Annotated in this window: 15 protein-coding genes; 8 read left to right on the top strand and 7 right to left on the bottom strand. The window is 67.0% G+C overall.

The window, feature by feature from the left end; translation table 11 throughout:
• Window positions 1-3: 3 nt before the first annotated feature.
• The 3 genes from CYJ22_RS03295 to secA all read left to right on the top strand — a co-directional run bounded on the left by CYJ22_RS03295 (window position 4) and on the right by secA (window position 4,597).
• Entirely contained in the window at window positions 4-750 is a 747-nt protein-coding gene (locus tag CYJ22_RS03295) for a competence protein ComF (protein WP_101601070.1), read from the top strand.
• A 174-nt stretch (window positions 751-924) separates the two neighbouring features.
• A complete protein-coding gene (hpf, locus tag CYJ22_RS03290; protein ID WP_009054039.1) occupies window positions 925-1,569 on the top strand; it encodes a ribosome hibernation-promoting factor, HPF/YfiA family in 645 nt (214 codons plus the stop codon).
• A gap of 181 nt (window positions 1,570-1,750) precedes the next feature.
• Window positions 1,751-4,597: a preprotein translocase subunit SecA gene (gene secA, locus CYJ22_RS03285; RefSeq protein WP_101601068.1), complete on the top strand. Its 2,847-nt coding sequence runs from the start codon at window positions 1,751-1,753 to the stop codon at window positions 4,595-4,597.
• An 88-nt stretch (window positions 4,598-4,685) separates the two neighbouring features.
• On the opposite strand, the gene CYJ22_RS10270 is transcribed toward secA, so the two are convergent.
• Both CYJ22_RS10270 and CYJ22_RS03275 read right to left on the bottom strand, forming a co-directional pair.
• On the bottom strand, window positions 4,686-5,180 hold the full coding sequence (locus CYJ22_RS10270; protein WP_243390444.1) for an Rv3235 family protein: 495 nt from the start codon (window positions 5,178-5,180) through the stop codon (window positions 4,686-4,688).
• Window positions 5,177-5,875 (bottom strand): LysM peptidoglycan-binding domain-containing protein, encoded by a 699-nt coding sequence (locus tag CYJ22_RS03275; RefSeq protein ID WP_101601066.1) that lies wholly within the window; start codon window positions 5,873-5,875, stop codon window positions 5,177-5,179. Before CYJ22_RS03275 ends, CYJ22_RS10270 begins: the two co-directional genes overlap by 4 nt.
• 140 nt (window positions 5,876-6,015) lie before the next feature.
• On the opposite strand from CYJ22_RS03275, the gene CYJ22_RS03270 reads away from it, so the two are divergent.
• Complete coding sequence (locus tag CYJ22_RS03270) at window positions 6,016-6,582, top strand: hypothetical protein (RefSeq protein WP_101601064.1); 567 nt, start codon at window positions 6,016-6,018, stop codon at window positions 6,580-6,582.
• Here CYJ22_RS03270 and CYJ22_RS03265 read toward each other — a convergent pair.
• Entirely contained in the window at window positions 6,576-6,788 is a 213-nt protein-coding gene (locus CYJ22_RS03265) for a helix-turn-helix domain-containing protein (RefSeq protein WP_009054023.1), read from the bottom strand. The genes CYJ22_RS03270 and CYJ22_RS03265 overlap by 7 nt on opposite strands.
• A 145-nt stretch (window positions 6,789-6,933) precedes the next feature.
• On the opposite strand from CYJ22_RS03265, the gene CYJ22_RS03260 reads away from it, so the two are divergent.
• Genes CYJ22_RS03260 through CYJ22_RS03250 form a run of 3 tightly spaced genes read left to right on the top strand, consistent with a single transcriptional unit; the run spans window position 6,934 to window position 9,229 of the window.
• Window positions 6,934-7,572 carry an SAF domain-containing protein gene (locus tag CYJ22_RS03260; protein ID WP_431768512.1) on the top strand — a complete coding sequence of 213 codons (639 nt, stop codon included), beginning with the start codon at window positions 6,934-6,936 and terminating at the stop codon, window positions 7,570-7,572.
• Complete coding sequence (locus tag CYJ22_RS03255; RefSeq protein WP_101601061.1) at window positions 7,569-8,756, top strand: AAA family ATPase; 1,188 nt, start codon at window positions 7,569-7,571, stop codon at window positions 8,754-8,756. Before CYJ22_RS03260 ends, CYJ22_RS03255 begins: the two co-directional genes overlap by 4 nt.
• Before the next feature lie 2 nt (window positions 8,757-8,758).
• Window positions 8,759-9,229: a DUF6912 family protein gene (locus tag CYJ22_RS03250; protein ID WP_101601302.1), complete on the top strand. Its 471-nt coding sequence runs from the start codon at window positions 8,759-8,761 to the stop codon at window positions 9,227-9,229.
• 3 nt (window positions 9,230-9,232) lie between these two features.
• On the opposite strand, the gene CYJ22_RS03245 is transcribed toward CYJ22_RS03250, so the two are convergent.
• Together CYJ22_RS03245 and CYJ22_RS03240 are read right to left on the bottom strand one after the other, a co-directional pair.
• Window positions 9,233-12,307: an AAA family ATPase gene (locus tag CYJ22_RS03245; RefSeq protein ID WP_101601059.1), complete on the bottom strand. Its 3,075-nt coding sequence runs from the start codon at window positions 12,305-12,307 to the stop codon at window positions 9,233-9,235.
• A complete protein-coding gene (locus CYJ22_RS03240; protein ID WP_165782118.1) occupies window positions 12,304-13,509 on the bottom strand; it encodes an exonuclease SbcCD subunit D in 1,206 nt (401 codons plus the stop codon). Before CYJ22_RS03240 ends, CYJ22_RS03245 begins: the two co-directional genes overlap by 4 nt.
• Before the next feature lie 101 nt (window positions 13,510-13,610).
• On the opposite strand from CYJ22_RS03240, the gene CYJ22_RS03235 reads away from it, so the two are divergent.
• Complete coding sequence (locus CYJ22_RS03235) at window positions 13,611-14,339, top strand: glutamine amidotransferase-related protein (RefSeq protein ID WP_101601298.1); 729 nt, start codon at window positions 13,611-13,613, stop codon at window positions 14,337-14,339.
• Window positions 14,340-14,377: 38 nt separating this feature from the next.
• On the opposite strand, the gene CYJ22_RS03230 is transcribed toward CYJ22_RS03235, so the two are convergent.
• Window positions 14,378-14,782 (bottom strand): hypothetical protein, encoded by a 405-nt coding sequence (locus tag CYJ22_RS03230; protein WP_034497384.1) that lies wholly within the window; start codon window positions 14,780-14,782, stop codon window positions 14,378-14,380.
• A gap of 106 nt (window positions 14,783-14,888) precedes the next feature.
• A complete protein-coding gene (locus CYJ22_RS03225) occupies window positions 14,889-15,341 on the bottom strand; it encodes a hypothetical protein (RefSeq protein WP_101601295.1) in 453 nt (150 codons plus the stop codon).
• Window positions 15,342-15,399: the final 58 nt, after the last annotated feature.

The raw sequence follows: 15,399 nt of genomic DNA, 5'->3' as shown, positions 1-15,399 counted from the left end.
GACGTGGCGGGAGTGCGCGGCCTGGGTGCCCTTGGGAGAGGATTCGTGGGTGCGCTGCTTCCCGTGCAATGCGCCGGGTGTCGCGCCTGGGACGAGGTCCTGTGCCCGTCGTGCCGTCGCCGTGCGCAGGCGGAGCCAATCCCGACCGTCGTTGACGGTGCGCGCGGCGACCTGCCAGCGCTAGCCATGGGCGACTACGCGGGATCACTGAGGCGCATCGTCTTGGCCGCCAAGCACTCCTCGCGCACCGATCTCTCCGATTTTCTCGACGAGGCCGGGGCCCGCCTCGGCGCCGCGCTGGGCGGGGTGCTGGGCGTGGCGGGGTCGCCCGCCGCCGCTGCGGGTTCCTTGGAGGGGAGGGCTTCGTGCGCCGGGGGAGCGGTGGATGTGTGGGTGGTGCCCGCGCCCTCGTCGTGGAAGAGGCGCCTGCGGGGCAGGCAGGTGGCGCTGCCGCTGGCACGCGCTGTTGCCCGTGCCCTGGCGGCAGGTGCGCGGCCGGGCGTGCGCGTGCGGGTGGTGGACGCGGTGCGCCTGCGCATCGGCGCAACCTCCCAGTCGGGCAAGGCCGGGGCGCAGCGCACGGTGGGGCGCATGGGGTCGATGCGCGCGCTCGCGGTTCCTCCGCGCGGTGTTCTTGTGGTGGCGGTGGATGACGTGGTGACGACGGGGGCGACGATCCGGGAGATGGAGCGTGTGCTGGGTGGGCTCGACGCGGTTGTGGCGATCTGCCGACCCGGACTTATCACATGACGCAGGTCACCGGCTGCGGTATGATGTGGCTACAGACTTTCGATAGCGTGAGCAGCAGGGACGCTCCTCACGTCAGTGCGGGAGGTGATAGCTCAGACCACGGTTCGGGCAGTGAGCACCGAACAATCCCCACCTGCGGGCAACGATGCCCGCCGCACACCATGGAGGAAACACATGGACATCACCGTCGTCGCACGTAATGCCGAGATTCACCCGAATTTCCGGGAATACGTGGAGGAGAAGGTTTCGAAGATCACTCAGTTCTACCCCCGCGCTCAGCGCGTCGATGTGGAGCTGACTCACGAACGTAACCCCCGCCAGGCCGACACCGCCGAGCGCATCGAGCTGACCGTTTACGGTAAGGGCCCGATCATTCGCGCTGAGGCTCAGTCCGCTGATCGCTACGCGGCCGTCGACATTGCCGCCGGCAAGCTCTACGAGCGCTTGCGCCGCCTGCGTGATCGCGTGAAGGACCACCGCCGTCGGTACCCGCGCGACCTGGCCGAAGCCGAAATCCTCGAAGCTCCCGTCGTTGAAGAGGTGGCTGCACCCGAACCCGAGGCTCCCAAGCCGCTGCGCAGCGCTGAGGACCTGAAGGTCGGAGAGGCCCGCGAGGAGCAGTGGGGTGATACCCCGATCATCGTCCGTCAGAAGGTGCACGAGGCCCCGCCGATGAGCGTGGACGAGGCCCTGGACCAGATGATGATGGTTGGCCACCCCTTCTTCCTCTTCGTCGACAAGGACACGAACCAGCCGTGCGTCGTCTACCACCGCCACGGGTGGACGTACGGCGTGCTTCGCTTGAACACGACAATCTGACGGTTGAAGGACCGCGGCGCCCCGGGCACCGTGCCCGGGGCGCCCCCGTGTGCGCTGTGAGCGTTAAATGCGTCCATGTTCGCGCGGGCGTTTCCACTTTGGGCAGTTAGTTCGTAAACTAATGGGTGGATTTGACTGTCCGCTCTACAAGGGGGCGGGCTATAGACGTCAGGAGCTATTCGTGTCGATTATTGACAAGATCCTTCGCGCGGGCGAAGGACGTATGCTGCGCAAGCTGGACCGGCTTGCGTCGCAGGTTGATGCCTTGCAGGAGGACTTCGAGGCTCTGACGGACGAGGAGCTGCAGGCTAAGACCCAGGAGTTCAAGGACCGCCTCGAAGAGGGCGAGACCCTGGACGACATCCTGGTCGAGGCGTTTGCGACGGTCCGTGAGGCCTCGTGGCGCATCCTGCGCATGCGTCCCTTCCACGTCCAGGTCATGGGTGGTATCGCCCTGCACCAGGGCAAGATCGCCGAAATGAAGACCGGTGAAGGTAAGACCCTGGTCGCGACCATGCCCTCGTACCTGCGCGCGCTGACCGGCAAGGGCGTGCACGTCGTGACGGTCAACGACTACCTGGCGAAGTACCAGTCGGACATCATGAGCCGCGTCTACAACTTCCTGGGCCTGACCTGCGGCTGTATCCTCGTGGGTCAGACGCCTGCCGAGCGCCGCGAGATGTACGCCTGCGACATCACGTATGGCACGAACAACGAGTTCGGCTTCGACTACCTGCGCGATAACATGGCGCAGGTGCCCGAGGATATGGTCCAGCGCGGCCACGCCTTCGTCATCGTCGACGAGGTTGACTCGATCCTCATTGACGAGGCCCGTACCCCCCTCATCATTTCGGGCCCCGCGGATGGTGACCTGAACCGCTGGTACGTGGAGTTCGCTCGCATCGCGCGTCTGCTGAAGCGCGACGAGGACTACGAGGTCGACGAGAAGAAGAAGACCGTTGGCATCCTGGAGCCGGGCATCGACAAGGTCGAGGACCAGCTGGGCGTGGAGAACCTCTACGAGGCCGCGAACACCCCGCTGATCGGCTTCCTCAACAACGCGATCCGCGCCAAGGAGCTGTTCTTCAAGGACCGCGACTACATTGTGGACGGCGGCGAGGTCCTCATCGTCGACGAGCATACGGGCCGTGTCCTGCCGGGCCGCCGCTACAACGATGGCATGCACCAGGCGATTGAGGCGAAGGAAGGCGTGGAGATCAAGGCTGAGAATCAGACGCTCGCCACGATCACGCTGCAGAACTACTTCCGTCTGTACCCCGAGGGCTCCCGCTCGGGCATGACCGGTACGGCCGAGACCGAGGCCGCGGAGTTCGCGTCGACGTACAAGATCGACGTCATCCCGATCCCCACGAACAAGCCGATGATCCGCAAGGACCAGTCCGACCTCGTCTACCCGACGGAGAAGGGCAAGCTGAACGCGATCATCGAGGACGTCGTCGAGCGTCACGAGGCCGGCCAGCCGGTTCTCATCGGTACCGCCTCGGTGGAAAAGTCCGAGCTGCTCTCGCAGATGCTCAAGAAGAAGCACATTCCGCACCAGGTCCTCAACGCCAAGCAGCACGCCCGCGAGGCCGCCATCGTCGCGATGGCCGGCCGCAAGGGCGCGGTCACGGTGGCCACGAACATGGCCGGCCGTGGTACCGACATCATGCTGGGTGGTAACTCAGAGTTCCTCGCCCAGGCGAACCTGGCTGCCGAGGGCCTCGACCCGAAGGAGAACCCGGAGGAGTACCGCGAGGCGTGGCCCAAGGCTCTCGAGGCCGCGGAAGAGGCCGTCGAGGCCGAGCGCGAGGAGGTGCGCGAGCTGGGCGGCCTGTACGTGCTCGGTTCAGAGCGCCACGAGTCGCGTCGTATCGACAACCAGCTGCGCGGACGCTCCGGCCGTCAGGGAGACCCGGGCGAGTCCCGCTTCTACCTGTCGATGGAAGATGACCTGATGCGCCTGTTCAACTCGGGCATGGCCCAGCGCATCATGGCCTCGGGCGCATACCCGGAGGATATGCCCCTGGAAAACCGCATGGTGTCGCGCTCGATCGCGTCGGCCCAGCACCAGGTGGAGGCCCGCAACTTCGAGATCCGTAAGAACGTCCTGAAGTACGACGACGTCATGACGGGTCAGCGCGAGACGATCTACGCCGAGCGCCGCAAGGTGCTCGAGGGCGAGGACATGGGCCCGCAGATGCGCGCGTTCATGGAGTCCCTCGTGACCGGCCTGGTCGACGAGGCTATCGCCGATAAGTCCGTGGACGAGTGGGATCTGCCCACCCTGTGGGAGCACCTGCGCGCCTACTACCCGCCGTCGGTCACGATCGAAGAGGTCGAGGAGGAGCACGGTGGTGCTGCGTCCCTCGTGCGCGACGATCTGGTGACCGAGCTGGTCGGCGACATCCACGCCGTCTACGCGGACACGGAGGATCGCCTGAACGCCAACCCGCTGGCGCAGGCGCAGCTGGGCGATGAGCCCATTCGTACCCTCGAGCGTCGCGTCGTCATCTCCGTGGTGGACCGCCTGTGGCGCGAGCACCTCTACGAGATGGACTACCTGAAGGAAGGCATCGGCCTGCGCGCGATGGGTCAGCGCGACCCGCTCGTCGAGTACAAGGACGAGGGCGCGCAGATGTTCCAGGCGATGGTTGAGCGCATCCGCGAGGAGTCCGTCCAGCAGGTGTTCTCCTACGCCAAGCAGTTCGAGCGCGCCCTGGCTGCTGCCGAGGAAGAAGCGGGTGGCTCGATTGCGTCCGCGACTGTTGCTCCCGAGCAGTCTCCCGCCTCGTCGGAGACCGCCGAGCCCAGCGTCGAAGAGGTTGCTGCCGCCGAGTCCGCTACCTCCGAGGCCGCGCGCGAGGCCGTGGCTCATGCCCGTTCCGTCATGGGTAACGTGGGCCGCGCGAAGGCGCCGAGTCGCGTGAGCTACAGCTCCGCCGAGGGCACCGAATCGGCCGGGTCGTCGTCCAGCGGTAACCGCGCAGAGCGTCGCGCGGCTGCTAAGAAGCGTCGCCGCCGCTGAGCTGATTGCTACAGCACACGGGTGAGGGGTTCCTGCGGGAGCCCCTCACCCGTTTGTTGTATCCGAAGCCGGGGCCTCGTCGCCGTGGTTAGGCGAGCTCGAGTGCCGTCATCATCCAGCGCCCGCGGTATTCTTCGAGGCGCAGGGCGAGCGCGTACGTGCGAGCCGCGGTGGACACGATGACGGCTGCCTCGGTGGTCGCCGCATCGATCGGACACGTGCGCACGTGAATTGGACGAGTGCTGCGCGCACAGGGGGAGAGGTGGACGGTTGTGAGCGCGCCGTAGAGCTCTGGGAGGAGCCAGCGCCGCAGCTGTGGAGCCTGGCGTGCCCCCGTGACCACCTCGATGATTGCACGCGCAAGCGTGGCGGCCCACTGCTGGGCATCGGGCAGATTGCGCGGCGTGGGCGCATCCGTGCGCTGTGGCGCCTGCGAGAGTGAGTGACCGTGGGGAAGTGCCTCGTTGCGACTCCATCGGAAAGGCGCGGGCTGGACCGGATGGGTGGGGCTGGGCCGCGTTGAGGCCGCCCGTCTCATCCTCGGCTCGATGCTGCGAGGCCTGGGTGCGATTTGTGCGCTCATGGCAAGTCCTGGGGGAGTGTGAGTTGCTGGCCGGGATGGATGAGGTCCGGGTCGGGTACTGTGCCCGCGTTGGCCTCGTGAATAGCGCGCCACGTTGCGTCGATGCGGGCGTCGTCAGCTCCGGGATGCAGGGACGCGGCAATCGACCACAGGGAATCGCCCGGCGCGACTGTGATCGAATTGGGGGAGGTCGATGCCGGTGCGGAGGAAGAATCCGGCGAGGCGTGCGGCGGCTCCTGGGTGGGCTCTGAGGGGTGTGGGCTATCCGCCCACGTGAGCGAAACCCCCGGTGATGAGCTCTCTTGCGGAGCCGCTATCGAAGCAGCAACCGGTGCGGCGCTCACCAGCGCGGACCCGATGAGTGCGCTGGCGCCCGCCCGGGCGAGCATTGAGCGCGCCAGCCTGGTTCCGCAGCGAGCGACGAGCGCGTGTGCGACGCGGCGGACGGCCGGCGGGGCGCCACGCAGGAGTGCGAGGTGGGCGCACGCCGAGCTGAGGAGGCCCCAGATCAGCAGGAAGAGCGCAAGCACGCCGAGTATCCAGACAACCAGAGTGTCCGGGTGCTCGGGTTCGAGGGGTGGGGCGAGTCTGGTTAGGTAGAGCGAATCAAGGATGGTCAGCGGGGTACCGACCAGCCAGAGAAAAGCATCGGACAGGTGTTCCTGACCCAGGGGAGTGCGTGAATCATCAGTCATGGTGAACTCTTCATCGAGTGAGACGGATTCGTTGCATCTAACTATCCGCTTCATGTCAGTATGTGTCAATACGTTTGTCAAAATGATATGAAAATGTGATGTGGAGCGCTTTGTGGGTGGGAGTGTGGCATCGTAGGGATATGGACATGTCAGCATTCATTGCCGAACTGGAAGCGCGCTTCGATGAGCAGCGCGTGCGCGACCTCGAAGAACTCATCGATGAACTCACAGATGCTGAGCGCGCGTCGGTGACCCTGTCGGCGCGGCTCGCTGGCGCCTCGGGCATCGTTACCCTCGCGTTGCGTGGCGGACAGGTCGTGTCGGGTCAGATCCTTGACTCAACGCGAACGTGGGTGCTCATGCGTGGAGAAAGCGGCGACAGCCTTGTGATGCTGTCTGCCATCGTCGGCGCGTGGCCTCTGGGTCGTAGTGCCGCCCGAGAATCGTCGATCAGGGGTGGGGTCGGTGTCGGGCACGTGCTGCGAGAGCTGAGCGCGCGAGGAGTCGGCGTCGCCATTGAGTCCGACGGTGGTGACCGCAGGGGAGTCATCGACGCGGTCTATGCGGACCATGTCGATGTTGCCCTCAGCGGTGCGGCCATCACCTATGACGGCCGCGATGAACAGGAAGGGGTGACCGTCTCGCTGGCACTCGCGGGGCTTCGTCGACTCCGCGTCATCGGCCAGCGATGGTCGACCGATTACTGAGTGTTTTCCGCCTTCTGACGCTCGCGCGTCGCGACGTATTGATCCTGGATGAACTGCTCCAGGACCGATTCTTCGATCCTCCACACGTGCTTGCCGCCGACCTGAATGGCCGGGAGCTCGCCGGAGGAAACGAGGGCGCGGGTGGCTGACATCGTGAGATTCAGGGTCTCGGCGACATCAGCGAGAGTGAGGAATCGTGTTGCCATGGCAACATGCTATCAGTTGAGGTTGCTTCGTTTGATTGGTTTGAGTCGGCAATTTTTTACGCGTCACTTCGCCGATCAGATCGGTTGGTTGTGATGAGTAGTGGGCAACCTACCGTTTTTTCGATTGAGCGTGCATCATAGAAGAGTGAAACGCGTCTCAGCTTCAGTGTCGATTCCGACGCGCGCCCCCGGCAAGGTGGACCGCCGATTCATTATCGGAGTGGTCCTCGTTATCGCGTCCGTGATCGCCTTCAGTGTCCTCAGTGGGCTCCTCCGGGGAGGAACCCGCGTCTACACCGTGACGACCACGATTGCGCCCGGCGATGCCATCACCGCCGACAACGTGCGCGAAATCGTCCTTCGCGTGGACGCCTCCGTCTATGCCCCAACATCCGAGGCTCCCATGGGGTCCGTCGCGACGCGTCAGCTTGCGCCCGGGCAGATCCTCATGCGCTCCGATATTACGCAGGGGGCAGCGGAAAGCGCGGCAGATACGGTTCGTCTTGCCGTGACCGTAACCACCGGCCTTCCGGATGGGGTGGCAGACGGCACCAAGATTCGTCTGTGGACGGTGCCGACGCGAACTCAGGCCCAAGGAATCGCACCGGCGCGCGAAATCGAGGGAACCTTTACCTTCGTGCGCAGGATTGAGGCGACCGCATCATCCCAGACGAGGCGGGGACAACGCATCGAGATTCTCGCCGACTCCCAGTCTCTTCCGGTTCTCCTGGCCGCTCAAAGTTCCACGGATGGACTCGCCGCCGTGCCCGTCGGTGCGCCATGAGTTCGGTTCACGGGGTCGTCATACTGGCTGATCAGAGATACGAAGCACCCCTCATCCAGGCGATACAGCGCCACGGCGATACCCTGGCGATTGTTCGACGCTGCGCTGACCTCGCCGAGGTGATCGCAGCGGCCCGCGCGGGCGTTGCGGACCTGGCCGTCATCGACGGCAGCGATCCGGACCTGACGGCCGAGTCTCTCGATGCACTGCGCTCGTGTGGCATGGCGGTCGTCGCTCTGGCAGCGCACGCAGATCGGTCTCGGCTTGCATCCCTCGGAGTTGCCTCCGTTGCGGCCCCGGGAAGTCCCGAACAGGTCGTCAATTCGCTCATCGCGGCCACGCGTAACGTCCGCGTCCATGCGGCTGCATCCGACGAGCAACCCCCGCCTCCGCCCCCTCCCTCCTCTCCCGGGACGGTTATCGCCGTGTGGGGCACCAGTGGGGCACCCGGACGCACGACCATCGCGAGTGGCCTCGCGGCGATTCTTGCGCGCAGTGCACCGACCCTCCTCGTCGATGCCGACACGGCTAACCCGACGATTGCGCACCTCCTCGGGATGCCCGTCCAGGCCTCGGGCCTGTCGATCCTGGCGCGTACAGCCTCGCGTGGACCCCTCACACCCCAGGACATCAACGCCGCCAGCGTCCCTCGCTCCGAGGGGCTGCGCGTCGTTACCGGCCTCGTGACCCCGCACCGCTGGCGCGAAGTCAGTCGTCCGAGCATCGAAACGATTGTCGGCGCACTGCGTCTGAGCGCCCGCTACTGCGTCGTTGATGTCGCCTCGACCTCCCTGGAAAAAACCGCTCGAGGGGCCAACCGTGACGACGCTGCCCTCGGGGTGCTCGAGCGCGCCGACCGACTCGTGATCGTCGCGCGCGGGGATATCGTCGGTATCAACCGCCTCTCCTTCGTGGCGCGTTGGTGGGAGGAACATGGGCGTGATCTTCCGGTCGACATCATCGTCAACCGCGTGAGCACGGACGCGATTGGCCCGCACCCGGTCCCATCCTTACAAGCCGCGATCGGTGCCTTCATGCCTCATCGTCTCTTTCATGTCGTCGATGAAGACGCGGGCGTTCGTCGGGCTGCTCTGCGGGGCAAAGCGCTCGGCGAGAACGGCACGCGTTGCGCCGCTTCCGACGCGTTGGAAGCCATTGTCGAGCAGTGGATGCCTACACTGTGATCATGCGCGTCTACGTTCCCGCCGTCCTGTCCGACCTGTCCGTCCTGCTGCCGCCCGTGCGCAGCGGAGTCCTGTGTGTGCCCGAGGGCGGCATGAGCGGCGAGGACATCGAGGTCCTCGAGGATGACGCCATCACCGAGGCGGCACTGTCCTCCCTCGAGCTAGCGCGCGAGACGGAGGGGGCGGGGCTGGCGCGCGTCGTCCTCGCCGTCGACACCCCGACCTCGACGACGCTGACTCCCGGCGAGCAGATCGAACCCCACATTTTCGAGGCGGCGGCCTTCGAATACACCTGGTCGGACGTGGCCGCTATCCTCGCGGACCTGCCCGACGCCTCGCCCGCGGTCCAGGCCGTCCTGAGCGCCGACACTCAGGAGAGCGCCGACGAGGCCGTGGCCGCCCTGTGGGAGTCCTCCCTGGCGTGGTTCGACCGCTCCGAGCGCCCCGCCGTCCTCGCCCTGCACAAGGGCTGACGCCTATGCGCGCACGCTGAGGGTCGATCCACCCTCCGGCAGAGGCCGCACCTGGATCTGATCCGCGATCTGGGTCGCCATCTCTTCCACGTGTGAGATGACGCCGACCGTTCGGCCCGCGCAGCGCAGCGCCTGGAGCTGCGCCATGACCAGGCTCAGCGTGTGCGAATCCAGCGAGCCAAAGCCCTCGTCGATGAACATCGTGCGCAGTTCGACGCCTCCGGCCTCGGCTGAGACGACGTCCGCGAGGCCGAGCGCCAGCGCGAGGGATGTGTAGAACGTTTCCCCGCCCGACAGCGTGCGCGGGCTGCGCAGCGCGTCCGTATCGTGATCGATGATTGCCAGGCCGAGGCCGGACTTACGCGAGGCGGTGCCGTCGTCGGGGACGGACACGAGCTCGTAGCGTCCCGACGAGATTGCCGTCAGGCGCGGGTTCGCGGCCGCCAGGACCTCCTCTAGTCGCGCGATGAGCACCCACGCCGACAGGGGAGTGGAGGCCAGGTTCTCGGGACCGGACGCGGCGGCAATGTCTGCGAGGCGGCGGATGGGGCCGGCCTGCTCCCGGGCGCGCGCGAGTGCCTCCAACGCATCTTCGAGCGAGGCGTGGGCGGCGTCGAGCTGCGCGCAGTGCTGCTCGAGAATGCCCGAGGCTCGGGAAGCTGCAGCGGCGTCCTCCTCGGCCTTGCGGGCGCTCTCGGTGAGAGCCTCAAGGTCCGGTGCGGACGCTGCTGTCGCGCGGGTGAGGCGCTCCGAAGCAAGAGCTTCGTGTGCCGCGAAGATCGCCTTCTCGTGCGCGGCCACGCGCGCCTCGAGAGCCTCGACCTGGGGAAGAGGAAGCAGGAGCGCGCGCCACGAGTCCGCCTCGAGGGCCTGTTCCGTCAGCGCATCCGCAAGGGCGTGGCGCGCCTGTGCGAGCGCAGCGCGGGCGTTAGCCCAATCGGCGCAGGCCCCGGCCAAGGCCGCCGCCCGGTGTGCGCGCTCATCCAGGTGCGCCGCGCGCGCATCGAGGGAGGCGAAGTCGGCGCGCTCAGTCTCCACGCGAGCCACAGCCGCAGCCAGGGCGGATTCGCGCTCCTGCAGGGTGGAGGCGAGGGACGCGGCGGCCTCTCGGGCGCTCGCGAGGGCATCCGTCAGTCCATCGAGGCGGGCTCGCTCCTGCGCGAGGGCCGCCTCGATCTCTGTGATCTGCGGGCTGAGAGCCTCGAGCTTCGCAACGAGTTCGGCGGCCCGATCCCGCTCGGTCTCGAGAGTCGGAGTGGGGGCGCCGGCCACCTCGTTGAGCTGGGCGATACGGCGTACGAGATCCTGGTGGCGAGCCTGCGCATCTCGGAGCGCACCCTCCGCGCGGTCTCGCGCCTGGTCCAGCTCCGCGACCTGCTCGCGCGTGATCTCCCCGTCCGCGGCAGGTGCGGGAGCGGGGTGAGCGGTGGACCCGCACACGGGACAGGGCATGTCCTCTTCGAGTTCGCGTGCGAGCGCCGATGCGCTCTGCGCGATCCACAGGTCGTGGCCGTCCGCCGCCGCGGCGTTCGCGAGCTTTGCGGTGACCGTGGCCTCGCGCAGCTCGTCCGATGCGCCGAGGAGGGCCGAGCGCAGCAGATCCGCCTGCATGGAGGCGTCCAGTCGCTCGTTGATGGCACGCAGCGCGGACGCGGCCTCGGGCAGCGTGTCGGCATCCGCTCGCATGAGGCGCAGGGCCTCGGTGGCTTGCTGAATCGCGAGGGGCAATTCCTCGCGCTCGGCCTCGATGGACGCGATGCGCGCAGATGCCTGCTCGCGCTGGGAGCGCAGCAACTCGATCTGGGCGCGTGCTTCGGGCAGCGAACGCTCGACGGCCAGGGCCTCCTCGAGCGAGCCGCGCGTGCGCGTCGCCTCGTCGCGCAGGTCCTGCGCCCGCTCGCCGAGAGCGGACACGGTCTCGGGTGTGAGGGAGGAGGGATCGATGGAATCTTCGTCTCCGAGGGCGGGGGACAGGGCCGCGACCTGGTCTCCCGCGGCCTCCAAGCGAGCATGTGCCGAGACCTCGGCCGCGTCGAGGGGCGCCACGGCCAGCGCTCGGCGGGCCTGCCCCGCGAGCTCACGGTCGGATGCGATTGCTTCCTCCGACGCGGTGAGCTCGGCGAGCGTCGCGCTGACGCGCGCGTGCTCCGCCTGGGCCTCAGCGAGGGCACGCCCCTCGGACAGGGCACGGGAAGCCTCCCGCGCGGTTGCCGTGGCCGCCTCGGCAACGCGCAGGGTCTGCGCGTGCGCCTCTCGCGCGCGATTGCATGCTTCCTCGGCCCAGCGCGTCACGGCGCTGGAATCCTCTGCGCCCGCATCCAACTGAGCGGCCTCCTCGATCTCGGCTGAGCGCTCCTGCGCGCTGGGTGCATCCGTGTGCGCGTCCTCGCTCAGGGCGTCATCCAGCGACCGCACGCGCTCGAAAGCGCCAACGGCGGCGAGGCGCCGCTCCTCGATGCCGCGCTTCGACGAGGCAGCCGCATCGACGAGAGCCTTCGTGAAGTCCACGTAGATCTGCGTGTCGAAAATGTCGCGTAGAATCTGCTCGCGAGCATCCGACGTGGCGTTGAGGAACTGGGAGAACTTGCCCTGCGGGAGGACGATCGTCTGCAGGAACTGGTCCTTATCCAGACCGACAATGCGCGGAATCTCGTAGCCCACGTCGCGCGGACCTGACGCGATCGGCTCGACCGTGCGCCACCCGTCCGGAGCGTCCGGGTCCTCCACGACGCGAGTGAGCGTCGACTTCGAATTACGCTGGGATTTCTTGCCCGACGGGGTGTACGCGGGCGTACGCGTCACGCGGTAGATGCCCGTCGCCACCTCGAACACCAGGTCCGCCTCCGACGGATCCGAATCCGAAATGTGGTTGGAGCGCAGCCGGTCCTTCGATGCGTCCTTCGTGCGCGCCACGTCGCCGTATAGGGCGAAGGTGATCGCGTCGATGAGCGTGGACTTTCCCGCGCCCGTCGGCCCGTCCAGCAGGAACAGGCCCGAGTCCTCGAAGGCCGAAAAGTCGACCGTGTGCTCGCCCGCGAAGGGGCCGATGCCCGTGATACGCAGCCACCGAATCTTCACTGCATGTCCTTTCCTCGAAGCGCCGACCACACGTCCAGGGCAAGCTCGCGCTCCTGAGCGCTCAGCGCCCGCCCACCCACGGCCTCGTAAAACTCCTCCGTGACCTCACGCGGATCGCGGGATGCGCGCACGGCCATCGCGGGAGCCAGCGAGGGGGCCTGGGAGGGTCGGTGTACGACGACGAGGGCGTGCGGGTAGACCTCGCGTATACGCGGAACCATGCGCTCGGGGCGCGCGTCGTCCGTAACCGTGATCGACAGGTACGAGGCCGTGGTGGCCTCGTCGGGATCCGCGAGCAGCTCATCCATGGTTCCCTCGAGCACCGCGACGGCGCGCAGCGTCGGGATGGGAACCACCTCGATGTCTGTCACCGAGGTGGCGTCCGTGGTTACGAGGGTGATCGACTTGGCGGCCCCGGCCTCGGAGAAGGAATACGCGATGGGGGAGCCCGCGTAGCGGATCGGGACGGATGCGCCCGAGATGTCCTGCGGGCGGTGCAGGTGCCCGGCGGCCACGTAGTCCAGGCCGTGGGCCAGCGGCTCCTCAGCCCCGAGGGTGTCGAACAGGTCTGCCGATACGGAGGGCACGCCGCCCACCTGGATGTCGCGCTCGGAGTCCGAGGCCTGGGCGCCCGTCACGAAGGCGTGCGGCATCGCGATGGCCGGACGCTCGTCGCCCGCGTCGCGCCTGTCCGAAAGGTCCGCGCGCACCCGGCGCAGGGCGGCCGCCAGGACCGCCTGGTGGGAGCGGGGCAGGGGAGCGGGCAGGTCGTCCTCGCCCCGCACAGGCAGGTCCGACAGGCTCTGGCGCACGAGGTCGGGCTCCAGGTAGGGCATCGGGTAGACGAGGGCGCCCCCGGCCTCGACGGGCGTGCCGATCGCCTCGGGGTCCGTCACCACGTGCAGCGAGGGGGTCAGCATGTCGGCGAAAAGCCCCAGGCGCGCCGCCCCATCGTGGTTTCCCGAGGTCAGGATGACCGTCGTGATCTCCGTCAGCTCGCGCAGGGCGCGGCGCATCCGCGCGAGCGCATCCACGGGCGGGACCGCGCGGTCGAACACGTCGCCCGAGATGAGCACGGCGTCCACGCCGCGCTCACGCACCAGGGCCACCAACCACTCGATGAACGCGTCCGCGCTGTCGCCCAGGGACGCGCCGTGCAGGGTGCGTCCCAGGTGCCAGTCGGAGGTGTGCAGAATCAACATGCTCCCAGTGTGGCAGAGGGCGCCCACATCTGCGTCCGTCACACACGCTTGGAAGGCGGACACCTTCTGCATGCGCGCAGGTAGTCGATAGCATGGTGGGCATGACCAAGCCCTTCCTCATGCTGACCTCGCGCGACGACGGCCCCGTCCTGGCCGCCGAGTGTGCCGACCTGCCTCGTTTCTCGGGACTCACCCCCGACCAGGTCCGCCAGGTACGCATGGAGAGGGAACTGCCCGACCTCGACCTGTCCGAGTACTCGGGTGCGTTTATCTGCGGGTCCCCGTGGGATGCGAACGCCGACGACCACCTGAAGGAAGAACGCCAGGTGCGCGCCGAGGCGTGGCTGCGGTCCTTCTACGACCGGGCGCTGGGCGAATCCTTCCCGATCCTGGGACTGTGCTACGGGCTGGGGACCCTCACCCTGCACCTGGGCGGCGTCATCGACACCCACCACGGCGAGGAAATCAGCGGCATCGCGCTGACGAAGACCGACGCGGGGCGCGAAGACCCCCTCCTGGAGGGCACGCCCGACCGCTTCCACTCATACGTCGGCCACCACGAGGCCGTGCGCGAGCTGGCCCCGGGCATGCAGGTTCTCCTGGCCGGGGATGACACCCCGATCCAGATGGTGCGCGTGGGCGAGGCGGCGTGGGCGACCCAGTTCCACCCCGAGATGGACCTCGAGGGTGTCAACGTGCGCATCGACCAGTACGCGGGCCGCTACTACCCGGTGGAGAAGGCCGAGGCGATCCGCGCCCAGGTCGCGACCGTGGACACGGATCCCTCGCGCCTCGTGCTCCAAAACTTCGTGCGCCGCTTCCAGCGCTGAGTGCCGCCCGGCGCGCGGGGCCGCGCTGCGCGGTGCGGTTAGCGGGCCTTGCGGCGTAGGTAGAAGAAGATCACCATGGTGACGATGGCCAGGACGGAAGTCGTCATCATTGAGTGGCGGTAGGCCGTCATCTCGCCCGTGCGCGGCACGAATGCGCTCACCATTGCTGTGATGACGCACAGACCCGCGCAGACGAGGCCGATGCGCTCGACAACGAAGTTAGCACGGGTTGGCGCGTAAATTTTGCGCGCAGATCCCGGCAGCTGCATGCCAAAGGTGGTCGCGCAGACAGCCAACGTGAAGGAAGAAGTCCTCAAACGGCCAAGTTCGGTGAATGAGTACACCATGAGAAACACGATGGCGATGAGAGCAACAATGAAGACAACGCGGATCATTTGCTCGCTGTCAGGGCGCTCCGGGGAAGAGTTTTCGGGATTCGACATGCCCACCACTCTAGTGGGACGCGGCACGAGGCAGCCACCCCTCGCCAGCTAGCGGGCGAGGGGCACCCTCACCGCGGACTCTCGCCGTGGGCGCCTGTCTGCGTGTCTAGCGGGCGGGGGGAAGAAGCCCGCGTCGGCGTGCACGCTCCTTGGAGACGAGGAGAATCGTATAGAAACAGAGGGCAACGAACACGGCCCCCATGGCAACGTTCCATGGTGTGTTGTAGGGTTCGGGGTCGACGCCCCCGTCCGTGATATCGCCGACGATGACAGCGGCGGTGCATACGAGGGCGCAACCCATCACCGCCCACTCGCAGGCTCGAAGGACAGGATGAGCGCCAGGAATCGCGCGCGAATATCCTGGCATTTGAGAAGCGAGGCCCGCCACCGCCGCAGCAAGCGTGTAGTCCCTGAGCCGATTGTCTATCCCGAAAAAGGTGCCGCCAATCGAATAGACTACTGTGCCGATCAACAGCGCGAAGAAGAAGTAGCGGAGGGCCTTGTCGCCACGCGAAAGCCCCGCAGTGTTGCCGATAAAGAGAGACTCAATGGTGGACATAGCGATCACGACCTTGTGAACCAGAGATAGCGACCATCGCTATATCCTCATTGTCCAC

The sequence above is a fragment of the Schaalia odontolytica genome (genome assembly GCF_002847525.1).
Lineage (GTDB): Bacteria > Actinomycetota > Actinomycetes > Actinomycetales > Actinomycetaceae > Pauljensenia > Pauljensenia odontolytica_B.
The sequence above is the reverse complement of the archived record's forward strand: the minus strand, read 5'-3'. Positions and strand labels throughout refer to the sequence as shown.